The organism is Martinezella rhizogenes, assembly GCF_007002745.1.
Classification (GTDB): domain Bacteria; phylum Pseudomonadota; class Alphaproteobacteria; order Rhizobiales; family Rhizobiaceae; genus Agrobacterium; species Agrobacterium cucumeris.
This window is the reverse complement of sequence record NZ_SGNY01000001.1, coordinates 324,667-345,783: the sequence shown is the minus strand read 5'-3', so window position 1 is coordinate 345,783 and position 21,117 is coordinate 324,667. Positions and strand designations below refer to the sequence as shown.

24 protein-coding genes are annotated in these 21,117 nt (G+C 62.3%); 6 read left to right on the top strand and 18 right to left on the bottom strand.

Annotated features, from left to right (window positions below; translation table 11 throughout):
- Positions 1–72: 72 nt before the first annotated feature.
- From EXN68_RS01780 to EXN68_RS01770, 3 genes are read right to left on the bottom strand one after another with little or no spacing between them, the layout of a single operon-like run.
- Positions 73–285: a rcc01693 family protein gene (locus tag EXN68_RS01780; RefSeq protein ID WP_046798666.1), complete on the bottom strand. Its 213-nt coding sequence runs from the start codon at positions 283–285 to the stop codon at positions 73–75.
- Positions 282–641 carry a gene transfer agent family protein gene (locus tag EXN68_RS01775; protein ID WP_142839400.1) on the bottom strand — a complete coding sequence of 120 codons (360 nt, stop codon included), beginning with the start codon at positions 639–641 and terminating at the stop codon, positions 282–284. Before EXN68_RS01775 ends, EXN68_RS01780 begins: the two co-directional genes overlap by 4 nt.
- Positions 641–1,048, bottom strand: coding sequence for a phage major tail protein, TP901-1 family (locus EXN68_RS01770; RefSeq protein WP_142839399.1), 408 nt, complete (start codon positions 1,046–1,048; stop codon positions 641–643). Before EXN68_RS01770 ends, EXN68_RS01775 begins: the two co-directional genes overlap by 1 nt.
- 92 nt (positions 1,049–1,140) lie before the next feature.
- Between EXN68_RS01770 and EXN68_RS01765 the strand changes: the two genes are divergently transcribed.
- Positions 1,141–2,340 carry an MFS transporter gene (locus EXN68_RS01765; protein ID WP_161991157.1) on the top strand — a complete coding sequence of 400 codons (1,200 nt, stop codon included), beginning with the start codon at positions 1,141–1,143 and terminating at the stop codon, positions 2,338–2,340.
- Positions 2,341–2,347: 7 nt separating this feature from the next.
- On the opposite strand, the gene EXN68_RS01760 is transcribed toward EXN68_RS01765, so the two are convergent.
- The 12 genes from EXN68_RS01760 to EXN68_RS28155 form a co-directional block, all read right to left on the bottom strand.
- Entirely contained in the window at positions 2,348–2,743 is a 396-nt protein-coding gene (locus EXN68_RS01760; protein ID WP_142839398.1) for a DUF3168 domain-containing protein, read from the bottom strand.
- The gene (locus EXN68_RS01755; protein WP_142839397.1) at positions 2,740–3,075 is read right to left on the bottom strand and encodes a phage head closure protein; all 336 of its coding nucleotides are present in this window, start codon (positions 3,073–3,075) and stop codon (positions 2,740–2,742) included. The genes EXN68_RS01760 and EXN68_RS01755 overlap by 4 nt, the downstream gene beginning before the upstream one ends.
- A gap of 3 nt (positions 3,076–3,078) precedes the next feature.
- On the bottom strand, positions 3,079–3,648 hold the full coding sequence (locus EXN68_RS01750) for a head-tail connector protein (RefSeq protein WP_142839396.1): 570 nt from the start codon (positions 3,646–3,648) through the stop codon (positions 3,079–3,081).
- Between the two features lie 198 nt (positions 3,649–3,846).
- Entirely contained in the window at positions 3,847–5,115 is a 1,269-nt protein-coding gene (locus EXN68_RS01745) for a phage major capsid protein (RefSeq protein ID WP_142839395.1), read from the bottom strand.
- 36 nt (positions 5,116–5,151) lie between these two features.
- Positions 5,152–5,724, bottom strand: coding sequence for an HK97 family phage prohead protease (locus tag EXN68_RS01740; protein ID WP_052817609.1), 573 nt, complete (start codon positions 5,722–5,724; stop codon positions 5,152–5,154).
- Positions 5,725–5,770: 46 nt separating this feature from the next.
- The gene (locus EXN68_RS01735; RefSeq protein WP_142839394.1) at positions 5,771–6,091 is read right to left on the bottom strand and encodes a DUF6107 family protein; all 321 of its coding nucleotides are present in this window, start codon (positions 6,089–6,091) and stop codon (positions 5,771–5,773) included.
- 195 nt (positions 6,092–6,286) lie between these two features.
- Positions 6,287–7,453 carry a phage portal protein gene (locus EXN68_RS01730; RefSeq protein ID WP_142839393.1) on the bottom strand — a complete coding sequence of 389 codons (1,167 nt, stop codon included), beginning with the start codon at positions 7,451–7,453 and terminating at the stop codon, positions 6,287–6,289.
- Positions 7,454–7,709: 256 nt separating this feature from the next.
- Positions 7,710–8,018, bottom strand: coding sequence for a Dabb family protein (locus EXN68_RS01720; RefSeq protein ID WP_046798947.1), 309 nt, complete (start codon positions 8,016–8,018; stop codon positions 7,710–7,712).
- Positions 8,019–8,075: 57 nt separating this feature from the next.
- Complete coding sequence (locus EXN68_RS01715) at positions 8,076–8,714, bottom strand: hypothetical protein (RefSeq protein ID WP_142839392.1); 639 nt, start codon at positions 8,712–8,714, stop codon at positions 8,076–8,078.
- A gap of 545 nt (positions 8,715–9,259) precedes the next feature.
- On the bottom strand, positions 9,260–10,519 hold the full coding sequence (locus tag EXN68_RS01710; protein ID WP_142839391.1) for a DNA-packaging protein: 1,260 nt from the start codon (positions 10,517–10,519) through the stop codon (positions 9,260–9,262).
- On the bottom strand, positions 10,516–11,043 hold the full coding sequence (locus EXN68_RS01705; RefSeq protein WP_142839390.1) for a hypothetical protein: 528 nt from the start codon (positions 11,041–11,043) through the stop codon (positions 10,516–10,518). The genes EXN68_RS01710 and EXN68_RS01705 overlap by 4 nt, the downstream gene beginning before the upstream one ends.
- 313 nt (positions 11,044–11,356) lie before the next feature.
- On the bottom strand, positions 11,357–11,407 hold the full coding sequence (locus EXN68_RS28155) for a hypothetical protein (RefSeq protein ID WP_404944516.1): 51 nt from the start codon (positions 11,405–11,407) through the stop codon (positions 11,357–11,359).
- A 65-nt stretch (positions 11,408–11,472) separates the two neighbouring features.
- Between EXN68_RS28155 and EXN68_RS01695 the strand changes: the two genes are divergently transcribed.
- Positions 11,473–13,113 (top strand): alpha/beta hydrolase, encoded by a 1,641-nt coding sequence (locus EXN68_RS01695; RefSeq protein WP_161991209.1) that lies wholly within the window; start codon positions 11,473–11,475, stop codon positions 13,111–13,113.
- A 27-nt stretch (positions 13,114–13,140) separates the two neighbouring features.
- Here the strand turns inward: EXN68_RS01695 and EXN68_RS01690 are convergent, their stop codons facing one another.
- On the bottom strand, positions 13,141–13,980 hold the full coding sequence (locus EXN68_RS01690; RefSeq protein WP_142839388.1) for an SDR family oxidoreductase: 840 nt from the start codon (positions 13,978–13,980) through the stop codon (positions 13,141–13,143).
- 143 nt (positions 13,981–14,123) lie between these two features.
- Between EXN68_RS01690 and EXN68_RS01685 the strand changes: the two genes are divergently transcribed.
- A complete protein-coding gene (locus tag EXN68_RS01685) occupies positions 14,124–14,492 on the top strand; it encodes a winged helix-turn-helix transcriptional regulator (RefSeq protein WP_142839387.1) in 369 nt (122 codons plus the stop codon).
- A 230-nt stretch (positions 14,493–14,722) separates the two neighbouring features.
- Here EXN68_RS01685 and EXN68_RS01680 read toward each other — a convergent pair whose 3' ends face one another.
- A complete protein-coding gene (locus EXN68_RS01680; protein ID WP_142839386.1) occupies positions 14,723–15,154 on the bottom strand; it encodes an Lrp/AsnC family transcriptional regulator in 432 nt (143 codons plus the stop codon).
- Between the two features lie 147 nt (positions 15,155–15,301).
- Here EXN68_RS01680 and EXN68_RS01675 point away from each other — a divergent pair, with 147 nt between their 5' ends.
- Positions 15,302–16,402, top strand: coding sequence for a saccharopine dehydrogenase family protein (locus tag EXN68_RS01675; RefSeq protein WP_110757503.1), 1,101 nt, complete (start codon positions 15,302–15,304; stop codon positions 16,400–16,402).
- Positions 16,403–16,595: 193 nt separating this feature from the next.
- Here EXN68_RS01675 and EXN68_RS01670 read toward each other — a convergent pair whose 3' ends face one another.
- Positions 16,596–18,056 carry a protein adenylyltransferase SelO gene (locus EXN68_RS01670; protein WP_142839925.1) on the bottom strand — a complete coding sequence of 487 codons (1,461 nt, stop codon included), beginning with the start codon at positions 18,054–18,056 and terminating at the stop codon, positions 16,596–16,598.
- Positions 18,057–18,229: 173 nt separating this feature from the next.
- Here EXN68_RS01670 and EXN68_RS01665 point away from each other — a divergent pair, with 173 nt between their 5' ends.
- Both EXN68_RS01665 and EXN68_RS01660 read left to right on the top strand, forming a co-directional pair.
- Positions 18,230–19,294 carry a sensor histidine kinase gene (locus EXN68_RS01665; protein WP_237681346.1) on the top strand — a complete coding sequence of 355 codons (1,065 nt, stop codon included), beginning with the start codon at positions 18,230–18,232 and terminating at the stop codon, positions 19,292–19,294.
- Between the two features lie 95 nt (positions 19,295–19,389).
- Positions 19,390–21,108 (top strand): glycoside hydrolase family 32 protein, encoded by a 1,719-nt coding sequence (locus EXN68_RS01660; RefSeq protein WP_142839385.1) that lies wholly within the window; start codon positions 19,390–19,392, stop codon positions 21,106–21,108.
- Positions 21,109–21,117 lie beyond the last annotated feature (9 nt).

Here is a 21,117-nt window from a genome sequence, read left to right as displayed (position 1 = left end):
GATATGTTTTTGAATTGTCTGGCCGTTTTCACGAAAAAAAACGCCCCGCTTCCGCAACGAGACAAGTCCGCCTCACCCGTCCGGAAACAGCCGCATCATCGCCTCCATCGCCTGACGATCAGGGCTGCGGGAGATGGCGCGTGCGCCACCCGTCATCGCGAAAAATTCCCTTGGCGTCAGCCGCCAGAAGGTTTCGGAGGAAAGCCGCAGCAGGCAGAAGCCGGCATGGATGACCGCCTCCCAGGGGAAAGGACGGGGTCTCGCCTCGCCTGCTGCGGCACTCAAGGGTCCGGCTGTGTTTCTCCTTTCGGGCCGCCGAAGGTGGCGGTCAGAAGATCGGCGACGATCGCGGCATGGCTGGCGATGCCGCCCTCCACGGTTGCCGCAGCCACGTCTTCGTCGGAAAACACATTGCCCGCGCCGCGCAGGCCGGCGCCGATGACCCGGATCATATCGGCGGCCTTCATGCGGCCGGTCGCAAAGCGTTCAGCGAGCGCGGTGAGATCATCGGCCTGAAAAGCGGTTTCGAGTTCGGCCAGCGCCCCGAGCGTCAGGCAGAGAATGCGCCTTTCACCGTCGATCAGCGCCTCGATCTCGCCGCGATGGCGGTTCGCCCGCCCGTAACGCAAACCCTGCGGCATCACAGTGCTCCGAATGTGAGAGGACCGGCCGATTCCAGCGCGATCTCGAATTGCACCTCGCCATCGTGGCGACCGGAATATTCGAGCGCGACGATCTGGAACGGCCCGGTCACGGTACCGAAATCGGGGATGAGGAGTTGCCAGCCCGGAATGCTGCCGGCAAAAAACGCGCCGCGTACCGATGCGTCGCTCGCCTGATCCTTGAAGATGCCGGATGCCGTCAGCGACGCCCGCTGAACGCCGGCGCCGGCCAGAAGCTCGCGCCAGCGCCCCGCACTTTCGCCATCGGTTATGTCCACGGCCTGCGCGTTGAAGGCCAGCCGCTTTGTTCTCAGTCCCGCCACGGTCACATAGGAACCGGCATTGTTGATCTTCAGCAGCAGGTCCTTGCCCTTCTGCGCCACCATGTTGTTCTCCTTACCGTTTCGATTGATGTTGCCGGGCCGCAATGGGCCTGCTACCAATTGTTTCTCCGCATTCCGCACCCCTGATTTTCATCATGTCCGAAGCCGCTCCCTTCCCGTCCCGCGCGCGCCTTATCGGCGTGCTTGCGGTTGGGCAGATCATCAGCTGGGGCAGCGGGTTCGACATGCTGGCCGTGCTCGGCCCGCGGATCGGGCAGGAACTGGCCATCGCCAACGAGGTGGTTTTCGCCGGCCTCACCGTCATGATGACGATCAGCGCGCTCTGCGGTCCGCTTCTGGGAAGAACGCTGGTGCGCCACGGCGCGGCACCCGTGCTTGTGGCGGGTTCATTGCTGTTTGCCGCCGGTTTTGCCGTGCTCGCCTTTGCGGGCGGCGTGACAAGTTATCTGCTCGGCTGGGCCGTGATCGGTTTTGCCGCCACCTGTGGCCTGACGACGGCCGCCCATGCCGCTGTGGTGGAGCGCGTCGGGGCGGAAAGCGGCCGGTTGCTGACGCTGCTGATGCTGTTTACCGGGCTTTCGGCGGCGGTTTTCCTACCGGTCACTGCGCTTGCCGACCAGCATCTCGGCTGGCGCGGCACGCTTGTCGCCTATGCCGGTCTCCAACTCCTCGTGCTTCTGCCCCTCTACGTCTTCGTGCTTCCCGGGCGACCGGCCCGCAAGGCCGCGGTGTCGCGGGAGGTGACCGGGGCTTCGCGCCCGCCCGTCGATACACGCCGCGCCTTCATGCTTCTGGCCGCAATGACGACGATCAGCGCGTTTACGACCTTCGGCCTGTCGCCGCTGCTGCCCTTGCTGCTGGTCCAGGCAGGGGCAACACAATCGCTGGCCGTGCAGCTGGCATCCGCCCGCAGCGTGCTTGCGATCACCGCGCGCGGGCTGGATTTCCTGCTTGGCAAACACGGCAACCCGTTCGTCACCGCCATGATCGGCCTCTGTCTGCTGCTCGTGTCGCTCCTGCTGCTGCTGGCCTTTGCGCCGGCCATGCCGGCTTTCATCGGTTTTATCGTATTCTTCGGTTTTGGGGCGGGCGTGCTCACCGTCAGCCGGGCCGTGTTGCCGCTGGCGGTGTTTTCGCCGGAAGAATATGGCCTTCAGGCCGCGCGCATTTCCCTGCCGCAGAACCTCGCCATCGCCTTTGCGCCTGTTATCTTCACGCTGGCGCTGGATCGCGGCGGGGTTTCGGCCATGCTGACCATCGCTTCCGTGCTGATCGGCATTTCATTTGTGCTGCTGCTCGTACTCTGGAAGACCATGCGCAGGCAGGGTTCCTGAAAGAGGCTCATTCCGTTACCGCGCGGAAACGCATGTCCGCGATGAAATTCCGTGACTTTGCTTCGCGCCGCGAGCGGCAGGAGCGCAGTTGCAGGTTGACCAGCGAGACATTGGCGAGTGGCAGGGCGGCATCGTCGAGCAGGGTTTTCACCCGCTCTGTGATTTCGCCGGCCTGTTTGCGGCCGGCGGCGTCGCTCCAGATTTCCAGCGACAGGACATGTTCCTCGGCCTTTTCCGTCGCGGTCGAATAATCCCGGCTGTCAATTTCGCCGATGACGATGCAGGGCATAAGCGCGCGCGGCAGAAGCCGGTCGACGATGCCGCCTGATGTCAGCGCCATCAGCACTCCATCGCCCGTCAACCGCGCAAAAACCGCCTTCAGAAGTGCGTTTGCAGCGCTCACAGGCTTTCCTCCTCGCAGCGGCAGACGATGAAGCGGCGGGTCTCGTCCGGATCCATCACCGTGCGGATGCCCAAAATGCGCCGGCCCTTGCGAAAGCGCATGCCGGCCGCGATATCGCTGCGCCAGGTGAGCCAGACGCGATGGGTGATCGCCACGCCCTCGGCCGAGGCACGCTCATGGAACGCCTCCGAAACCGGTTCGATCGCCGCCCAGAGCGAGCACAGGACAGCCCAGCTTTCCAGCGCACCACCCTGCCCGTCCGGCATCTCCGTCCGCATTTCCAGCTCCAGCCGCGCCGTCAGCCTACCGGGGTCGAGAAAAACGAGGTTCATGGCTTAAAGCCCCATGCGGCAGAAGGGCGCCACCAGCCGCTCGTAACCAGCCGGAACCACTGCGGGCTGATTTTCCAGGGCAACGGCGCCGCGAAAGGCAAACATCTGCGCCACATGCATCAGCATGGCACGTTTCAGCGTATCCGGCACATCCGTCCCGGCTTCGCCATAACCGGCGATGAAATCGATCTCGATACCGTTCATCACCCGTCCGGGGGCCGGCGGATCGCGCAGCCACAGCCGCGCCGGACGGGCCGCGCCGTCCAGTAACTTATCAGCGGCGGTGATATTGGTCTCGCGCCCGTCGATGCCAAAAACCAGAATCGTTTCGATGGTTTGCACCGGTGTCTTGGCAATCGGAATCACACCCGTCTGCGGCCATTGGTCGAGATAAAGCCGCCATGTCTGGCGCAGCAGGCAAAGGCCGGTCACGCGCTCCAGATGCTCGCGGGCGGTGCGGATCAGCGCTGTAAGAAGCGCATCCTCGTCGCTGCCGTCGAGACGCAGATGCGCCTTGACCTCGGCAAGGGTCAGCGGCTCCGCCTGCGGCGGATTTATGAGGGCGTAGGTCATGGGGTCTCCGGGGATGACGCAATTACGCGCTGGATGAGCGAGCGGGTGCAACAAGTTTCTTCTCCCCATGGGGGAGAAGTCCGCGGCAGCGGGATGAGGGGGCAAGGGTAATGGTATCCGGCAACGTTGCCCCCTCATCCGGCCCTTCGGGCCACCTTCTCCCCGGCGGGGAGAAGAAACGAGCGGCACCGTCGAGGGTCAATTCACCCCGAATTTCACCAGCTTGATCGCCTCGAAATTCTGTACGCCGCCACCCACGCGCTTGGTGGTGTAGAACAGCACATAGGGTTTGGCCGAATAGGGATCGCGCAGGATGCGCACGCCGGTGCGGTCGACGACGAGATAACCGGAGCGGAAATCGCCAAAGGCGATGGCGAAACTGTTGGCCGCGACATTCGGCATGTCTTCCGCCTCCGTTACCGGAAAGCCCATCAGCGAGGCGGGCTGGCCGGCGGCGGCGGGCGGGTGCCAGAGGTAAGCGCCGGTCGTATCCTTGAAACGGCGCAGCGCCGCCTGCGTCTTGCGGTTCATCAGGAACGCGCCATTCTGGCGGTGGCCGGCCTTCAGGCCATAGATGGCATCGAGCAGCACATCCATCGGCCCGGCGGAAGCGAAGCCGGCCGAAACGCCGGTCGCGACATAACCGATATTGCCCCAGCTCCAGCTGTCATTGGCAACGGCTGTATAGGCGAGAAAACCTTTGGGTTTGTTGACGCCATCACCGGCAATGAAAGCGGCAGCCTCCTGTTCGGCAAAGGCGATATCCACTTCCGAGGCGATCCATGCCTCGACATCAACAGCCGCGTCGTCCAGCAGGCCCTGGGTCGCGGCGGGCATGGCGTAGAGTTCCATGGTCGGGAAAGAAAGCTCAGACAGCTTCGGTGTCGCCGTCTCGGGACGGGCCGCGGTTTCGGAGACCCAGCCGGTGGCCAGTCCGCCGGCGGCGAAGGGTTTCTTCAGCACGGCCGTGGACACCTGCCGCACAGTGGCGAGCGCCCGGATCGGCGAAATCGCCGTCATGCGCCGGCCAATCTCGCCATCCGTCTCTGTCGGCACCAGAAAGCCGCCATCCGCGCCGCTCGATCCGGCAAAGGCCTTGGCCTCCAGATCACGCAGCGCGCCCTCCTCACCCCGGCGGATATAGGCCTCGAAGGCGGCCTTATGCTCTTCGGCATCGTGCGAGGGCGCGTCCCTCCGGCCAAGCGCAGGCCGCGCCTTCCTGAGCGCCAGATCGTCCATGATCTTTCTGTTATCGTCGAGCGCCCTGTCGATACGATCGAGCTTGTCGCGGGTCACGATATCCGCACCCATCTTGCGTTCGATGTCATTGAGCCGCTGGTCGTTGGTTTCGCGAAAAGCCTCGAAGGCCTCCATGAACTCGTCGAAGGCCGCCGTCATCGTGTCGGGCACGGCCTTTACCTGCGGCGCAACGGTCATTGCCGCCGGTTTTGTCATCTGGTCTGTCATGTCGCCATCCTTGTTTCGGAAATACGTGTCGGGAAGTCAGCGTTTGAACGCGGTGTCGAACAGCGAGCGGGCGGCGCGGCGCATGCTGCGCGCCAGTTCGGTCTCGCGGTCACGGAAAAAGCGGGCATGTTTGACGTCGGACACCCGGGCCGAAGGCAGCATCGGAAAGGTCACGACCGAGATTTCCCAGAGATCGGCCTCCAGAATGCGCCGGACACCGGAACGTTCGGCCTTGCCCGAGCGAACGGTGCGGAAACCGATCGACAGCCCGTCCAGCGCGCCGGTCTTCATCAACGAATGCACCTCGCACGAGCGGGCAACACCCGGCGCCAGAACGCCCTCGACATAAAGCCCGCGTTCGTCCTCGCGGATGGTGCGCCAGGCGCCGATCGGCTCGGCCGGATCGTGCTGGTAGAGCATGCGGATGCCGGCCGCTCCCCGCTCCTCGATGGAGCGGCGGAAAGCGCCGCGCTCGATCACGTCACGGCCGAGGTCGACCTCGCCGAAGACGCTGGCATAACCGGAAAACGTGCCGTCGCCGGCGATGCCTCGCAGTTCCAGACTGGCGAATTTGCGCGTGGCGGGACGCGGCCCGCGATAGGCGTGCATGGGAAACTCCTGCGATGTGAAAATGAAGCCGCCTTGCGGCGCGGGTTCAGCTGCGCGGGCGTGTGCCATAGTGGCTGGCCACGCGCACCATCACGCCCAGCCCCCACCAGGCCATCATGCTTGCGGCGGCGGAGCCCGCCACCATGATTTCCCGGCCGGAAAGCGCGCCGGCAATGTCGAGCTGCTGCACGATCCACTGGCCGATCGGCCCGCCGAAGATCATGCCGCAGGACACGCCGGTGATGAAACGGCTCGCGGCTTCACGTTTGCTTTTCGGCAGCAGATAAACAAGCGACACGCCGGCACCCGCGACGGCGCCGGTGATGCGGGCGGCCCAGATGCCGGCCTCATTGGCGAATTCAGACATGGGTAATCATTCCGGTTTAGGATGTTGCAATCGGGCGAACGCACCGCGTCGCCCGCAGGTGCTGTGTGTGCGCCTGCGGTGGGTGATTTCACGAGTCTTCGGAGAAGCTTGGGCGGAAAGCCTCACAAAGAGAATCCGCCACTTCAGAAAATGGTTCAGCAGAAACAGACGGCTGTGAAAGCGCGGTTAGCCCCCTCAGTAACCGACGGCTTCGCGTTTTTCCTCGGCGCTCAGAAACGAGGCCGCGCCGATACGGCTCCACAGCGCATCCCGCTCGCCGGCGAGCCCGGCGATCTTGTCGAGATCCGGCTCCAACCGCAGCCCCGCGCCGAAGACCGGTGCGAGCCAGCCGCACAATCTTGCCGCCGTGCGGTTGACGAGCGGCAGCACGGTGAGACGATAAAAGGCGCGGTTCGCCTCCTGGTAATTGGCATAGGTATTGTCGCCGGGAATGCCGATCAGCATCGGCGGCACGCCGAGCGCCAGCGCGATATCGCGGGCGGCTCCGTTGCGGGCTTCCAGAAAATCCATGTCGCGCGGCGAAAGGCCCATTGCCTTCCAGTCCAGCCCGCCTTCCAGAAGCAGCGGTCGGCCGGCGTTCATCGCTCCCTGATACCCCTCCTCCAGCTCGCGCTTCAGCCGTTCATATTGCTCGGTGGAAAGATTGCCGCCTTCCTTCGGCTGATAGACCAGCGCGCCCGAAGGCCGGGCGGAATTGTCCAGCAGGCGCTTGTTCCACTGGCTCGCGGCGTTGTGCAGATCAAGTGCTGCACCTGCGGAAGCCAGCGGCGCAAAACCTGCCCGGTCATCCAGCGGATGGAAAAGTTTCAGATGCAGCAGCCCCAGCCCATCGCGCTCGGCGGCGATGCGGCGCGACGCGCGCCCTTCGGCGCGGTAGTCATAAGCCACCGGCCAGCCATCTGCCCCCTCGACAATGCTTACCCGATCCGGCCGCAGCAGATGCAATTCCCTTAAACGCCCGCCGATCATCAGAGGTTCGACATAGGCATTTCCGGCCAGCATCAGGTGACCATACAGCGCCTCGAAAAAATCCGGCCCGCCCATATGGGCGCCCGGCTTCGTCAGGAGCGCCAGCAGCGGATGATCGCCGATTTCCTCGTCGCCGTCATAAAGCAGCCAGTTCACCGATGCGGCCGCTTCCGCCACCATGCGGGCGGCACGGTGGGCGACCGGGTTTTTCATGAAGCCTTCGCGGGCAAGTGCGGCATAGGACCGGCCGGACCAGAAGGCCTGCCCGCCCTGCCTCGCCACCGCCATGAAGGCACCCGACGTCATTTTGCTTTCGGGCACGGCTTTGCCATCCGCCGGGCGCAGCCACGGCAGGGAAAACGGAAATCGCATTGGGTTGTCCTTGTTTTGATGGCGGCTCAGGCCCCGATGCCCTCATCCCTGTGCTTGTCACAGGGATCCAGCCAGCCCAAGTCCTTGGGCTGAAAAGACTCTTCCCGCCGCGCCGACGCGCGTCGGCTGGATTCCTGTGACAAGCACAGGAATGAGGGTACCGGGGGCGTCAGCCCCACGACGGAGGAAAGGTTTTCTCGCGTTCTCAGCAGACTACGTGTGGATGCACGTCACTTTCGCAGCCGAAACCGGACGTTTACCGGATCGGCGCTTTCACCGCCGTGTCGCTGTTGAAATCAGCGGCGACGCGGGTTTCGCGCAGCGGCTTCACCGTGCGGGTCGAGAGATCATAGGCGGGGTCGGCCTTGTAGGCCGCCAGCGCCGCCTCGTTTTCGAACTCGCCGTAAACGATGAAATCGACCGAGTTGCCCCATTGGTCCTTCTTCACGTTCTCGCCGATTTCCAGCGTCAGCGCATGCGGGATCGCGGTGAGGCCGGAAAGCCCCTTGCGCACGGCGTCGCGGTTTTCCTCGGGAACGGTGAAAAAAACGATATGGCGGATCACGGTGTCACCTGTCATGCAAAATTCGAAGGCGGCCTTCTGGGCGCGCGTAACGGGTTATCATCTGGCCCGCCCCGGTTCAATCCGCGCCGCGACAAGGGCGCGATGAAATGCGCGTGCGTGGCCAGCCACAAGCCGCGCCCGGTCGCTGCCATTGATGATGGCGCGTGCACCCTCCCAGTCCTCCCGCTGCGCGCCGAAGAAATCGGCAAGCCGGCGGCCGGTAAAGCTGCCGGCGATCATGCCGTGGATCAGGATGGCTGTTGCCACCTCCGTTTCCATGGCCCGCTCAGGCCGTTCCACAAGGTCGATGCCTGTCAGCACCGACATGGCCTCGTAGTTGCGGCGATGTGTCAGCTGCACGAAGCCTCGCCCCAGCCAGCTTTTTCCGTCCGTGTCCCGTTGCCAGTAAGGCTTGCGAACCATCGGCAGGCGGCCGGCCGCAAAGGCACGGTCCAGCCGCGCAATCGCCTCCGCATCGCTTGCCGCCAGCGTCTCGCGCACCGGCTGCATGGTGGCAGCCGTTTCGTGAAAGCTGGTCGCCAGCATATAGGCCAGCCAGCGCGCTTCGCTTTGCGGCACGGCCTTTGCACATCCGGCAAGTATCGTCTTTATCCCCGCAAGTTGCGCGGCACGCAGGCGGCCACCAAAGATCGAAACCCGCACAGACGCGAAGAATCGCGCCTCGTCATAGGCCATAGCCGGCTCCTGAAAATGAGAGGCGATATATCGCCCGGTTTTTCCACATGACGGCCGTCAGGACTAAATCGATTTGAAAAAACCTTAATCGATTTTAATCCGCAGGCCGTGGTTTTGGGGTAAAAAATTCCTTGAGTTCCGAAACCTTGGCGCGCTAACTCCATTCACCGCGCAATCCAGCTGCGTTAACAATTCAAGGAGGAATGCCACCATGACAGCGACAATCCCCCAGACCGTTTATGACCGTCTCGAAAACGAGTGGCGCCAGATGCGCGAAACCGGCTCCCAGCCGAAACCGGCGCAATCTCCGAAGAAGTAAGACTTGTCCGGCGCCCGATCATGGGCGGATACGGAGCTAAAAATTTCTTCTCCCCGCCGGGGAGAAGATGGCCCAAAGGGTCAGATCAGGGGGTAACCTCTCCGAATATCTTGACCGTAGCCCCCTCATCCCGCTGCCGCGACCTTCTCCCCCTCGGGGAGAAGAACGCAAGACGCACCCGTTTGCCTATCATACCCGTGACGCCGGAACGTGGGCCAACATCGCCTCACATCCCGCGCACCCTCGGCTCATTCACCACCATCGTCGTCAGCGCCGTTATCGCCCAGACAAGTGCGTCCAGCCGGTCGGGCGAGCGACCGGATGACAGGCCGTCAGGCCCAAAATCCGTCATCTGGTCTTCGAGCTTCTCAAACCGCGCCGCGTGACGCACCCTGCCCTGCTCGTAAAGTGCGGCGACCGGCTCGGCGCGGGTAAACTTGCCACGGCTGGCCCGCACCAGAGTGAGCGGCAGGTCGGCGTCCACGCTTTGCAGCATCGCCCGCACCATCTCTCCGCCCTGATTGACCTCGGCCACCACCCGGTCAGCCGCGTGGCGGCGGAAGGCGGCGACCACGGCGCGGGCCCAGCCGGCCGGTGTTTCGCCTTCCACCGAACAATCCGCAAGCACGGCGAGTTTGCCCGACATGCCAAGCCCCGCAACGACGATGCCGCAGCAGGAATTTTCACCAGCACCGGCAGGCGGATCGACCGCCACCACGATCCGCGAGGGCGGCTCATCCGTCCCCTCGACAATTGTTTCCAGATCGGCGCGTTTCCACAAGGCGCCCTCGCGCTCGTCGATCAGCTCGCCGCCGATTTCCTGACGCCCCAGCCGCGTGCCGCCATAACGGTCCTGCATGGCCTTCAGGAAACCGGGCGAGAGGTTCTGCGCATTCATGGCGGTCGGCATTCGCGCAACCCGGGTCGAAGGATCGGCCAGCAGCGCCTTCAACAACGGAATGGGCCGCGGCGTCGTGGTCACCAGTTGCCGCGGTGCCTCGCCCAGTCGAAGGCCGAATTGCAGCATGTCCCAGGTTTCCTGCGGATATTTCCATTTTCCCAGCTCATCCGCCCATGCCATGTGGAATTGCGGGCCGCGCAGGCTTTCGGGGTCTTCCGAGGAAAACACCTGCGCCATCGCGCCATTCGGCCAGAGGAGCCGGCGACGCGTGACTTCGAAAGCGGGACGGCGACGGCGGGCGATGCGGCAGATACCGGAAATACCGTCGATCATCACCTCACGGGCGTCACCCAGCGTTTCCGCAATGAGCGCGATGCGCAAATCCGATTGTTTGCCGGCGGAAGCAATGCCGTGCACCCACTCGGCACCGGCGCGGGTCTTGCCGGAACCGCGCCCGCCGATCAAAAGCCATGTCCGCCAGTCGCCCCCAGGCGGCTGCTGCGGCAGGTTGCCAAGGAAACGCCAGTCGCGCGAAAGGGCAAAGACCTGATCCTGGATATGAGGGTCGGGCGAAAGCTCCGTCATGCATCAGGTTCCCCGGCTGCAACCGGCGTCAGCATCGCCTCCAGCTTGGCGCGGCATTTCTGGTCGGCCAGTTCGTCGATGCGCCTCAGGAAATGCGCCACTGCGGCCTCGTAATCCTCGGTATCGGTTTCGTCCTCAGCGGCAAGCGCTTCCCTCTCTTCCGCCAGCACCCGTTGCAGCGCGTCGATCCGCTCCAGCGTGCGCACGATCAGCGAAAGCTGATCCGTCGCAGCCTTCACATCGGCACGCGCCTGTTTGCCGGGAGCGTCATCCGCAGCCCCCAACAGGGCCGCCTCGCTCTCCTGCCGCAGGGTGCGGTACAGATGGAACTGATCCCGCATCTCTTCCGTCATCTCGTTCAGCATCTGCCTTAGCTCGCCGTTACGCGCCGCATCCTCGGCAGCCAGCTTGTCGGCCCGCGACTTTGTCTCAGGCGCGGTATCCGGCATGCCCTCGCCCGCATAGGCAGATCGTTCCGGCCACGCGCTGTAGAGCGCCGGGTCGCAAGTGTCAGAATTCGTCATGGGGTCGGCCTGAGAGAAAATAATGTGAATGCGACAGGACGCACCGGCTGGTGGAAATGCCACACGGAACGGGTTCAAATTGCAGGCAAGCCTCAAGCTCCGTCGTCGTCCTCGGGCTTGACCCGAGGATCCACGTCTTCGGCGGTTATGGATCCTCGCCTCAAGGGCGAGGATGACATCGAGAATTGCCGGACGTTTGCAATCAACCCCGAAGGCAACCCTTCGAACCGGCCTCTGCCGTCAGCCGCAAATCTCCGACCGTAGCCAAACACTACCAAACCACCGTCACGGTGTAAAGGATTATTTTCCTATTTTAGTGATTTTTATCCTGCCAACATGATTTGCACCCTCGCCCGCCGCATATTACACTCCGCGCCAGGCAATGAGCAGAAGGGGCAAGTCAAGTTGGTGAAACAATGGGTTGAGCGGTTGTTTGCGGGTCTTTCGGCAACCGGCATCGTCTTCGGCACGGTCCTGTTCTGCGCTTCGCTCACCCCCTCGCTTCTGCCGCGCACATGGCTGATGCAGGGGGTTCTGTGCGGGTTTTCCTTTGCCATCGGTTATCTGATCGGCGTCGCCCTGCACGCCATCTGGGCCTATCTGGAACTGCCTGAACCGTCGCGACACAACACGCGCGGCATTCGTTTTCTCATCGCGCTGGCCGCCGCCATCACGGCGATTGCGTTTTTGTGGCAGGCTAAGGACTGGCAGAATTCCATTCGCGTGCTGATGGAGCTCGATCCGCTGCCCAGCGCCCATCCCACCAAGACCGGCGGCATCGCGGTGCTGGTCGCCGCGGTGCTCATTGGCGCCGGCCGGCTTTTCCAGCTTATCCGCCGGTTCTTTGCCGCGCGCAGTCGGCATTTCCTGCCGCGCCGGCTCGCCAATGTTCTCGGCATAGCCGCTGCCATCGTGCTGTCGTGGATGCTGCTCAATGGCCTGATCTTCGATATCGGCCTGAAATTTGCCGATTCCTCGCTGAAACAGGTGGATGCGCTGATCGAGCCTGACGTGCCGCGCCCGTCCGATCCGCTGAAGACCGGCAGCAGCGCGTCGCTCATGACATGGGAATCGCTTGGCCGCCGCGGACGTGAATTCGTGGCAGGCGGGCCTGAAGCGCAGGAAATCACCGCCTTCACCCATCGTCCGGCCAGCGAACCGCTCCGGGTCTATGCCGGCCTGAATTCCGCTTCGACACCCGAAGCAAGAGCCAAACTGGCGCTGGAGGAACTGAAGCGGGTCGGCGGCTTCGAACGCAAGGTGCTGCTGGTCGTCATCCCCACCGGCACCGGCTGGATCGACCCCGAAGCGCTGGATACGGTCGAATATCTGCATGATGGCGACATCGCCAGCGTTGCCGTGCAATATTCCTATCTTTCCAGCTGGATCGCGCTGCTGACCGAACCTGACTATGGTGTGGAAACGGCGCGGGCGCTGTTTCAAGCCGTCTACGCCTATTGGACCACCCTGCCGAAAGAAACACGGCCGAAGCTTTATCTGCATGGCCTCAGCCTCGGTTCGCTCAACTCGCAGAAATCCTCCGATCTTTACGATGTGCTGTCAGACCCGTTCCAGGGCGCGCTGTGGAGCGGCCCGCCGTTCTCCAGCCCCACATGGCGCATGGCCACCAATGGCCGGGTTGAAGGCACGCCGGAATGGCTGCCGCGTTTCCGCGATTCCTCCGTCATCCGTTTTGCCAACCAGTATACCACCGCCCATATGCCCGATGCGAAATGGGGGCCGATGCGGATCGTCTATCTGCAATATGCGAGTGACCCGATCACCTTCTTCGAAACCGCTTCGCTCTATCGGCGTCCAGAGTGGATGGCACATCACGGGCCGGATGTTTCCACGTCGTTCCGCTGGTTCCCGGTGGTGACGCTGCTGCAGCTCGGCCTCGATGTCGCCTCCGCCACCACCGCACCGATCGGTTACGGCCATGTCTATGCGCCGGAACATTACATCGATGCATGGACGGAGGTGACGCAGCCCGACGGCTGGAGCGCCGAGGAGATCCAGCGGCTGAAGATGTTCTTCAAGGGCCGCCGCGGCTCCGCCGATCCGGCGTGAGCGCGGCGGGCCTATCGCTTGCCGGCGTCAGCCTTTCAGCGCGTCCAGATGGTCGGCCACATAGGTTTCCAGCGAGCGCGGCGCATGCCCGGTCAGGGTCTCGACATCACCGGTCACCACCGCTGTCCAGCCTTCACGCACGGGATGAAAGATCGAGGCGAGGAAAGAGGCGTAATCCTTCGGCACGCCCGCACCGGTGAGGATGCCGATGAAGACCTCGTCCGAAACGGCGGCATAAGACACCGGCTTGCCGATAGCCTTTGAAATCACCGCGGCTGCCTCGCCGTAACCGAAGGCCTTCGGCCCGGTCAGGTTGAAGGCCTTGCCATTAAAGGCATCGGAGGTCAGCGCGGCGGCGGCGCTATCGGCGATATCGCGCACGTCGATGAAGCTCGACTTGCCCTCGCCGGCCGGCACGGCGATCTCGCCATGCTCAATGCCGGCCTTCCAGTAGCTGTGAAAATTATCGGCAAACCAGTTGGGGCGCAGGATGACGTAAGGCGTACCCGACGCAATGATCTTCAGCTCGATCTGGCGATAGGGAATGGAATCGTCGGCATCGACACCGAGAACGCTGAGGAAAACGACCTCCACCTTGCGACGAGCCGCCTCCTCGACAACGGGCGTCAGCGCGTCGATGGCGTCCAGACGCCCGCCCGCCAGGATCAGGAACAGCCGGTCCACGCCGTCGAATGCATCGGCGTAAGTCGCCCGGTCGGTATAATCGAAGCGCACCCCTTCGGCGCCATCCGCCGCATTGCCGCTGCGCGAGGCAGCCTTGACGCTTTCGCCCTTTGCCACGAGTGCCTTGACCAGCGGCGTACCGATGGTGCCGGTGGAACCGATTACAAGTATCTTGCCTGTCATCTCAAATATCCTTAGTATCTAATGGAAACCATGTTTCGGAAATACAGGTACTGCGTTTGCGAAATCATGAAAAGAGAGCACTTTTCGGTTATCTGGTTTCCTTGCGGAAACCGGCATGGCCTTGAAACAACAGGGTAAAATCGATGGCGAATGTCTATGACGTTTATGAGGACCGCTGCCCGACACGTATGGTGCTGGACAGGATCGCCGACAAATGGGCGCTGTTGATCCTCGACAAGCTGCGGCGCGATCCCGTGCGCTTCAACCTGCTGCGGCGCGAGATCAAGGGCATTTCGCAGAAGGTTCTGTCGCAGACGCTGAAGAAGCTCGAGCGTGACGGGCTGATTTCCCGGCAGGCCTTTCCAACGGTTCCTGTCACGGTGGAATATTCGCTGACGCCGCTGGGGCGGACGCTCACCGACACGGTGGCGGCGCTCGCCCATTGGGCCGAGGGCAATATTGATGCGGTGATGGCGGCGCAGAGGGCTTATGACGAGAGGGCGGTTGCTTAGATGGTCTTCGCCCTCGCGTAGTGACAAAAGCATGGGAGAGACAAGCGCCTTTGCCGCTTCGTTGCGTAGAACATTGTTTCCGTCATACCGGCCTTGAGCCGGTATCCAGCCAGCCCAAGTCCTTGGGCTGAAAAGACTCTATTCGCCGCGCAGACGCTGCGGCTGGATGCCGGATCAAGTCCGGCATGACGGAAGTGGGTTTTGCGTGCCTTACACTTCCCAAAACATCCCTACCGCGAAATCCGCGTCGACAGAATGATCGACGACAGCGTGCGCTCCACGCCGTCAAGCGCGCCGATGCGGTCTATCAGCCGGTCGAGATCGAGGATCGAAGGGGCGGCCAGAATGGCAATCAGGTCAAATGTGCCGCTCACCGAATGCAACGTCGTGACCTCCTTGATGGCGGCAAGTGCGGCTGTCACGCCGGGCAGCGCCTTGGGTGCGATGGTGATCAGCACATGGGCGCGCACCAGCCCGGAAAGATAGCTTTCCGAAAGCCTGAGGCCATAACCGGCAATCACGCCGTCGGCCTCCAGCCGCTCGATGCGCGCCTGCACGGTGGTGCGGGAAAGGCCGAGTTTGCGCGCCAGTTCCGCCACCGGCATGCGGGCATTTTCGGAAAGCAGGGCCAGCAGCGCCCGGTCCTTGTCGGCGATTGCCATAATGATCAATCCTGTCGTCTAACTGTTCAATAATAGACCGCTATCTGCACATAATGAAGCTGCGAATCGTCAATAAAAGCTGGCATTCTGTCTTTGAGGCGCATTTGTTGCGCAAAGACATGCGAATTTACTGCGGGGAACAAAAACATGAAAAACATTGTCGTCATCGGCGCGGGCAATATCGGTTCAGCGATCGCCTGGATGCTGGCCGCAACGGGCGATTATCGCATCACGGTTGCCGACCGCTCGGCCGACCAGCTGGCCAACGTGCCGGCACATGAACGCGTCGATACCGAGATCGTCGACATCGCCGATCGCCCGGCGCTGGAAGCACTGCTGAAGGGCAAATTCGCCGTGCTGTCCGCCGCCCCATTCCACCTGACGGCGGGCATTGCGGAAGCTGCGGTCACTGTGGGCACGCATTATCTCGATCTCACCGAAGACGTGGAATCCACCCGAAAGGTCAAGGCGCTCTCGGAAACGGCTGAGACCGCGCTCATTCCGCAATGCGGTCTGGCGCCCGGCTTCATCTCCATCGTCGCCGCCGATCTCGCCGCCCGCTTCGACAAGCTGGACAGCGTGCGCATGCGTGTCGGCGCACTGCCGCAATATCCGTCCAACGCGCTCAACTACAATCTCACCTGGAGTACGGACGGGCTGATCAACGAATATATCGAGCCCTGCGAAGCCATTGTCGAAGGTCGCCTCACCGCCGTTCCGGCGCTGGAAGAGCGCGAGGAATTTTCGCTCGACGGCGTCACCTACGAGGCCTTCAACACCTCGGGCGGCCTCGGCACCCTGTGCGCCACGCTGGAAGGCAAGGTGCGGACGATGAATTACCGCACCATCCGTTATCCCGGCCATGTGGCGATCATGAAGGCGCTTCTGAACGACCTCAACCTGCGCAACCGCCGCGACGTGCTGAAGGACCTGTTCGAAAACGCCCTGCCCGGCACCATGCAGGACGTGGTCATCGTCTTCGTCACGGTCTGCGGCACCCGCAACGGCCGTTTCCTGCAGGAGACCTATGCCAACAAGGTTTATGCCGGCCCTGTTTCCGGCCGGATGATGAGCGCCATCCAGATCACCACCGCAGCAGGCATCTGCACGGTTCTCGATCTGCTTGCCGAGGGTTCCCTGCCGCAGAAGGGCTTCGTGCGGCAGGAAGAAGTAGCGCTGCCGAAATTCCTCGAAAACCGGTTCGGCCGGTATTATGGCTCGCATGAGCCGCTGGCCCGGGTGGGGTGATTTAAGGCTCAACGTTGCGGCATGTTTCTTCTCCCCGGTCGGGGAGAAGGTGGCCCGAAGGGTCGGATGAGGGGGCTTTCTCTCCGAAATCCGGCGAGCTTGCCCCCTCAACCCGCTGCCGCGACCTTCTCCCCCTCGGGGAGAAGGCGAAAGACGCAACCACTCGTTCCAACACTGCGGGATCGACCTTTGGTTACGTCCCGCAAAATGTCCTGAACACCCGCTCATGGCTCATCGGCGGCTGCATGTAGACAAAATTGTCCGACCGCTCCTCGAAGGGCGTCGCGATTGCCGTCAGCATGGCGTGGAACGGCTCGAAATCATCGTCCTCCACCGCCGCTTCGATCAGTTCCTCGATACGGTGGTTACGCGGGATGACCGCCGGATTGACTGATAACATCGCCCGTGACCTGTCGGCATCGGAAATATCCTCGCGGCCAGCGCGCTCCCGCCAGCGGGCCAGAAATTCATCCGCCCCGGCAATATCGATGAACATGCCGCGAAATGGTTCGGCATCGTCATTCGCTGCGTGGGAAAGACGCCGGAAGGTCAGCGTGTAGTCCGCTTCCGATGCCTGCATCAGAGCCAGAAGTGCCTGCACGAGATCGAGATCACCTTCCTCTTCCAGCGTCAGGCCGAGTTTTTCGCGCATGCCGGCCAGCCAGCGTTTGGGAAAGGCAGCGGCGAAATCGGCCAGCACGGCATTGGCAAGTTCGGCGGCCTTTTCCACTTGAGGATCGAGCAGCGGCAACAGGCATTCCGCCAGCCTGGCGATGTTCCATTGGGCGATGCCCGGCTGGTTATTATAGGCATAACGACCCTGCGCATCGATGGAGGAAAACACCTTGTTGGGGTGGTATTCATCAAGGAAGGCGCACGGGCCGAAATCGATGGTCTCGCCGGATACCGCCATATTATCGGTATTCATCACGCCATGAATAAAGCCCACCATCATCCAGCGGGCGATGAGGTCGCATTGCCTTTCAGCGATGCCGCGCAGCAAAGCGAGGTAAGGATTGTCAGCGGTTTTTGCCTCGGGATAATGGCGATCGATCACGTAATCCGCGAGGTTCCTGATCGCCTCATCATCCTCGCGCGCAGCAAAGAACTGGAAGGTGCCGACACGGATGTGGCTTGCCGCAACGCGGGTGAAAACGCCACCCGGCAGACCCACTTCGCGTTGCACCCTTTCGCCGCTCAGAACCGCCGCCAAGGCCCGCGTGGCGGGAATGCCAAGCGCATGCATCGCTTCGGAGACGATATATTCCCGCAGCACCGGGCCAAGCGCCGCACGCCCGTCTCCGCGGCGCGAAAAGGGCGTAGGACCAGAGCCCTTCAGCTGGATATCCCGCCGTTTGCCGTTTTTGTCGATGACTTCGCCAAGAAGAATGGCGCGGCCATCGCCCAGCTGCGGCACGAAGCCGCCGAACTGGTGACCGGCATAGGCCATGGCCAGCGGCTCTGCCCCCTGCGGCACAACATTGCCGGAAAAGATCGCCGCCAGCCTTTCATCGTCAAGGCCGGAAACATCCAGAAGGAGTTCGTCTGCAAGCTTGCGATTGAAGGCGATGAGGCGCGGCGCCTTCACCGGCGTCGGCAGCACGGCGGCGCTGAACCGTTCCGGCAGGCGGGCATAGGAATTGTCGAATCTGATCACGGTTAAACTCCCTGCTTTTGCCTGATATGGCGGTTTTTGCGCCCAGTTGCGAGGGTGCCAGCGGCAAATTCGACAGGCCGCGCCAGGCTTTAGAGAAATTCAGTTTGAACTCGAGGGGTATTAGTCCCTACATAGATGGGGTAATCAGCCCCGCGCTACAGGATGAGTTCGTGCCGCATTTCCCCGATGACGATAGTGAAATGGGCAAAGCCATCCGGCTTTTCGACTGGGCATCAACGGCGGCGGGACCGGTGGACACATGGCCCGTCGCGCTGAAGACCACGGTGCGGACCATGCTCAAGCAGGGCCACGCGATCTGCCTGTTCTGGGGGCCCGATCTCAACATCATCTATAATGATGCCTATCGGCCGTTTCTGGGTCTCAAGGAACGGGATGCGCTCGGCAAGCCGTTTCGTGTCATCTGGTCCGACGTCTGGGACGATGTGAAACATTTTGTGGAAACCGCATTGTCCGGCAAGGGCACATTTGCCGAAGACCTGCATCTCGTCATGGATCGCAACGGTTATCCGGAAGACACCTACTGGACCTTTTCCTACAGCCCGCTTTATGACGATGACGGCAATGTCGCCGGGCTGATCAACATCACGATCGAGACGACGGCGACGGTGGAAGGCCGCAAACGTGAAGAAGTGCTACGGCGCGAACTCGTCCACCGGGTCAAGAATACCATGGCGATCACCACGGCCGTCGTCAGCGCCACCATGCGCCATTCCCAGACGCTGGAAGAAGCGCGCGACACGATCAAGAAGCGCATCGCCGCACTCGGCAACGCCCAGAACCTCATGCACGCGTCGGGCAAAGGCGCCGGCATCACCGCCCTTGTCTGCGATTCCGTCTATCCTCATCTCGATGACAGGGCGCGGGTGACCATTTCCGGACCGGACGTGGACATCGCCCCGCAACAGGCGCTCGGCCTGTCGCTGGCGGTTTATGAACTGGCCACGAATGCATTGAAATATGGCGCACTTTCCAATGAACGCGGCAGTGTTGATATTCGCTGGACGCTGGACAGGAACGACCGTTTCGAACTGCGCTGGCGCGAGACAGGCGGGCCACCCGTCAGCGCGCCGACACGCACGGGCTTCGGCTCGCGCCTGACCAACCAGATCGTCGCGGCCTATTTTTCCGGCGAAGGCCGCACCTTCTATCATCCCGATGGGCTGGTGTTCGAACTGGACGGCAAATACGAAACCGCAGCGCAGGAACAGACCTAATAGCCCGCTTGGGCGAAAGCTACGGCGGTTGAACTTTCTTTCGTCCCATTCGTTGCGTTTTCTGAACCAGAATTGCAGCAACGAAAGGAACGGGAATGACCGTCGTTGAAGCCTTAAACGCCGAGCCGGAAAGCGCCATCCGCACCCTCCACACCGACCTGCCGGTCAACGCCACCTTCCATGTCTGGCTCAAGGCGAAAAAGACCGCCGAACCCGGCGCCGTCTCCTTCTCCAACCAGAATGGAAAATTCGCTGAAGTTTCAAGCGTCAATACCGAAGAGTTCGGTTTTCGAATCTATCAGGTGTTCGGCGGCGGCCATGTGGAACTGAGTTACGATACGGTGACGACAGCCGTTTCCGTCATCTACTGGTTTACCGCTTCCGATGTGCTCGAGACCGGCATCACCGTCGTTCATACCAAGCCCGACAATGCCGCTCCCGAGCTGCCCGATAGCTATCACTTCCGCCCGCCCTTCGGCTGGATGAACGATCCTAATGGCTTTGGCCGTTTCGAAGGCCGGCCGCATCTTTTCTATCAGCATTATTCGCACGGGCTGCGCTGGAACACGATGCATTGGGGCCATGCGGTCTCTTCGGATTATCTGCGCTGGCGGCATCTGCCGATCTTCCTGTTTCCATCCGAAGACCTGACGACGCGGCCGGACAAGCGCGGCGGGGCTTATTCCGGCTCCACCATTCCGCTGGTCGAAGGCACCGGCATCCGCGTCTTCTTCACCGAACAGGTGCAGGACCGCATTCCCGAACAGCAGATCCAGCTGACCGCCACCTCCGCCGATCTCATCATGGCCGGGCAGGCAGAGGTCGTTCTCGCACAACGCCCGGACGGACAGGGGCTGACGCCGGATTTCCGCGATCCTTACGTCTTTCGTGGTCCCGATGGATTGTGGAAAATGCTGCTTGGCAGCCAGAGCGAAGGCGGTGGCGTCATTCTGCTTTACGAGACGCTGGACCCCACCGCCGCATCCGGCTGGACCTATGTCGGCAAGCTGTGGGTGGAAACGCGCTACAAGACCACAGCGATCGAATGCCCCTGCCTCTTGCCGCTGGACGGTCCGGCCAATGCCCGCTCCACCCGCTGGGTGCTGATTTATGGGCTGATGCATTCGGAAGACCCGGAAACCGGCCGCAAGAACCTCACCATGGCCGATGTCGGCTGGTTCGACGGCAAGGCCTTCACCAAGGAATCGGGTCAGGAACTGGATTTCGGCACCGATAATTACGCCTTTCAGGCGTTTCTGGATGGCGACAGCATCATCGGCATCGGCTGGCTCGCCAATTGGGCGGATGCCAGCCCCGAGATCGATTTCCCCACCTCCATGACGTTGCCGCGCCGGATTCATTACGTCAACGGCGAGCTTCTGACCCCGCCCATCGGTGCTGCGGAAAGCCTGCGCAGCCATATTCTCGACCGCACGCGCCTTGCCGCCGGCGAACGTGTGACCTTCATCAACGGCGCGGTGGAAATTCTGATAGAGCTTGCCGAGGCTGGCGCGCCATTCGAGCTGGCGCTCGAGCATCCGACGGTCACGCTCGGTCTCGTTTCCGATGAAACCGGCCTCTGGATTCGTCATGAAGACGGGCGCGATGGCCCCTCGCCGCATTATATCGCCAAGGGCGCACGGGCCTCCCGTATCCGTATTTTCCTGGATTATGGCTCCATCGAAGTCTTCGCCAATCGCGGCCGATATGTGGGCACAAAACGCATCGAGGGTTTCGAACCCGTGCGTTCGGCGCTGCTGAAGGCGGCTGCCGGTGCGGTGGTGCACGCGACCAGCTGGGCGCTCAAACCCTGAGGAACCTTT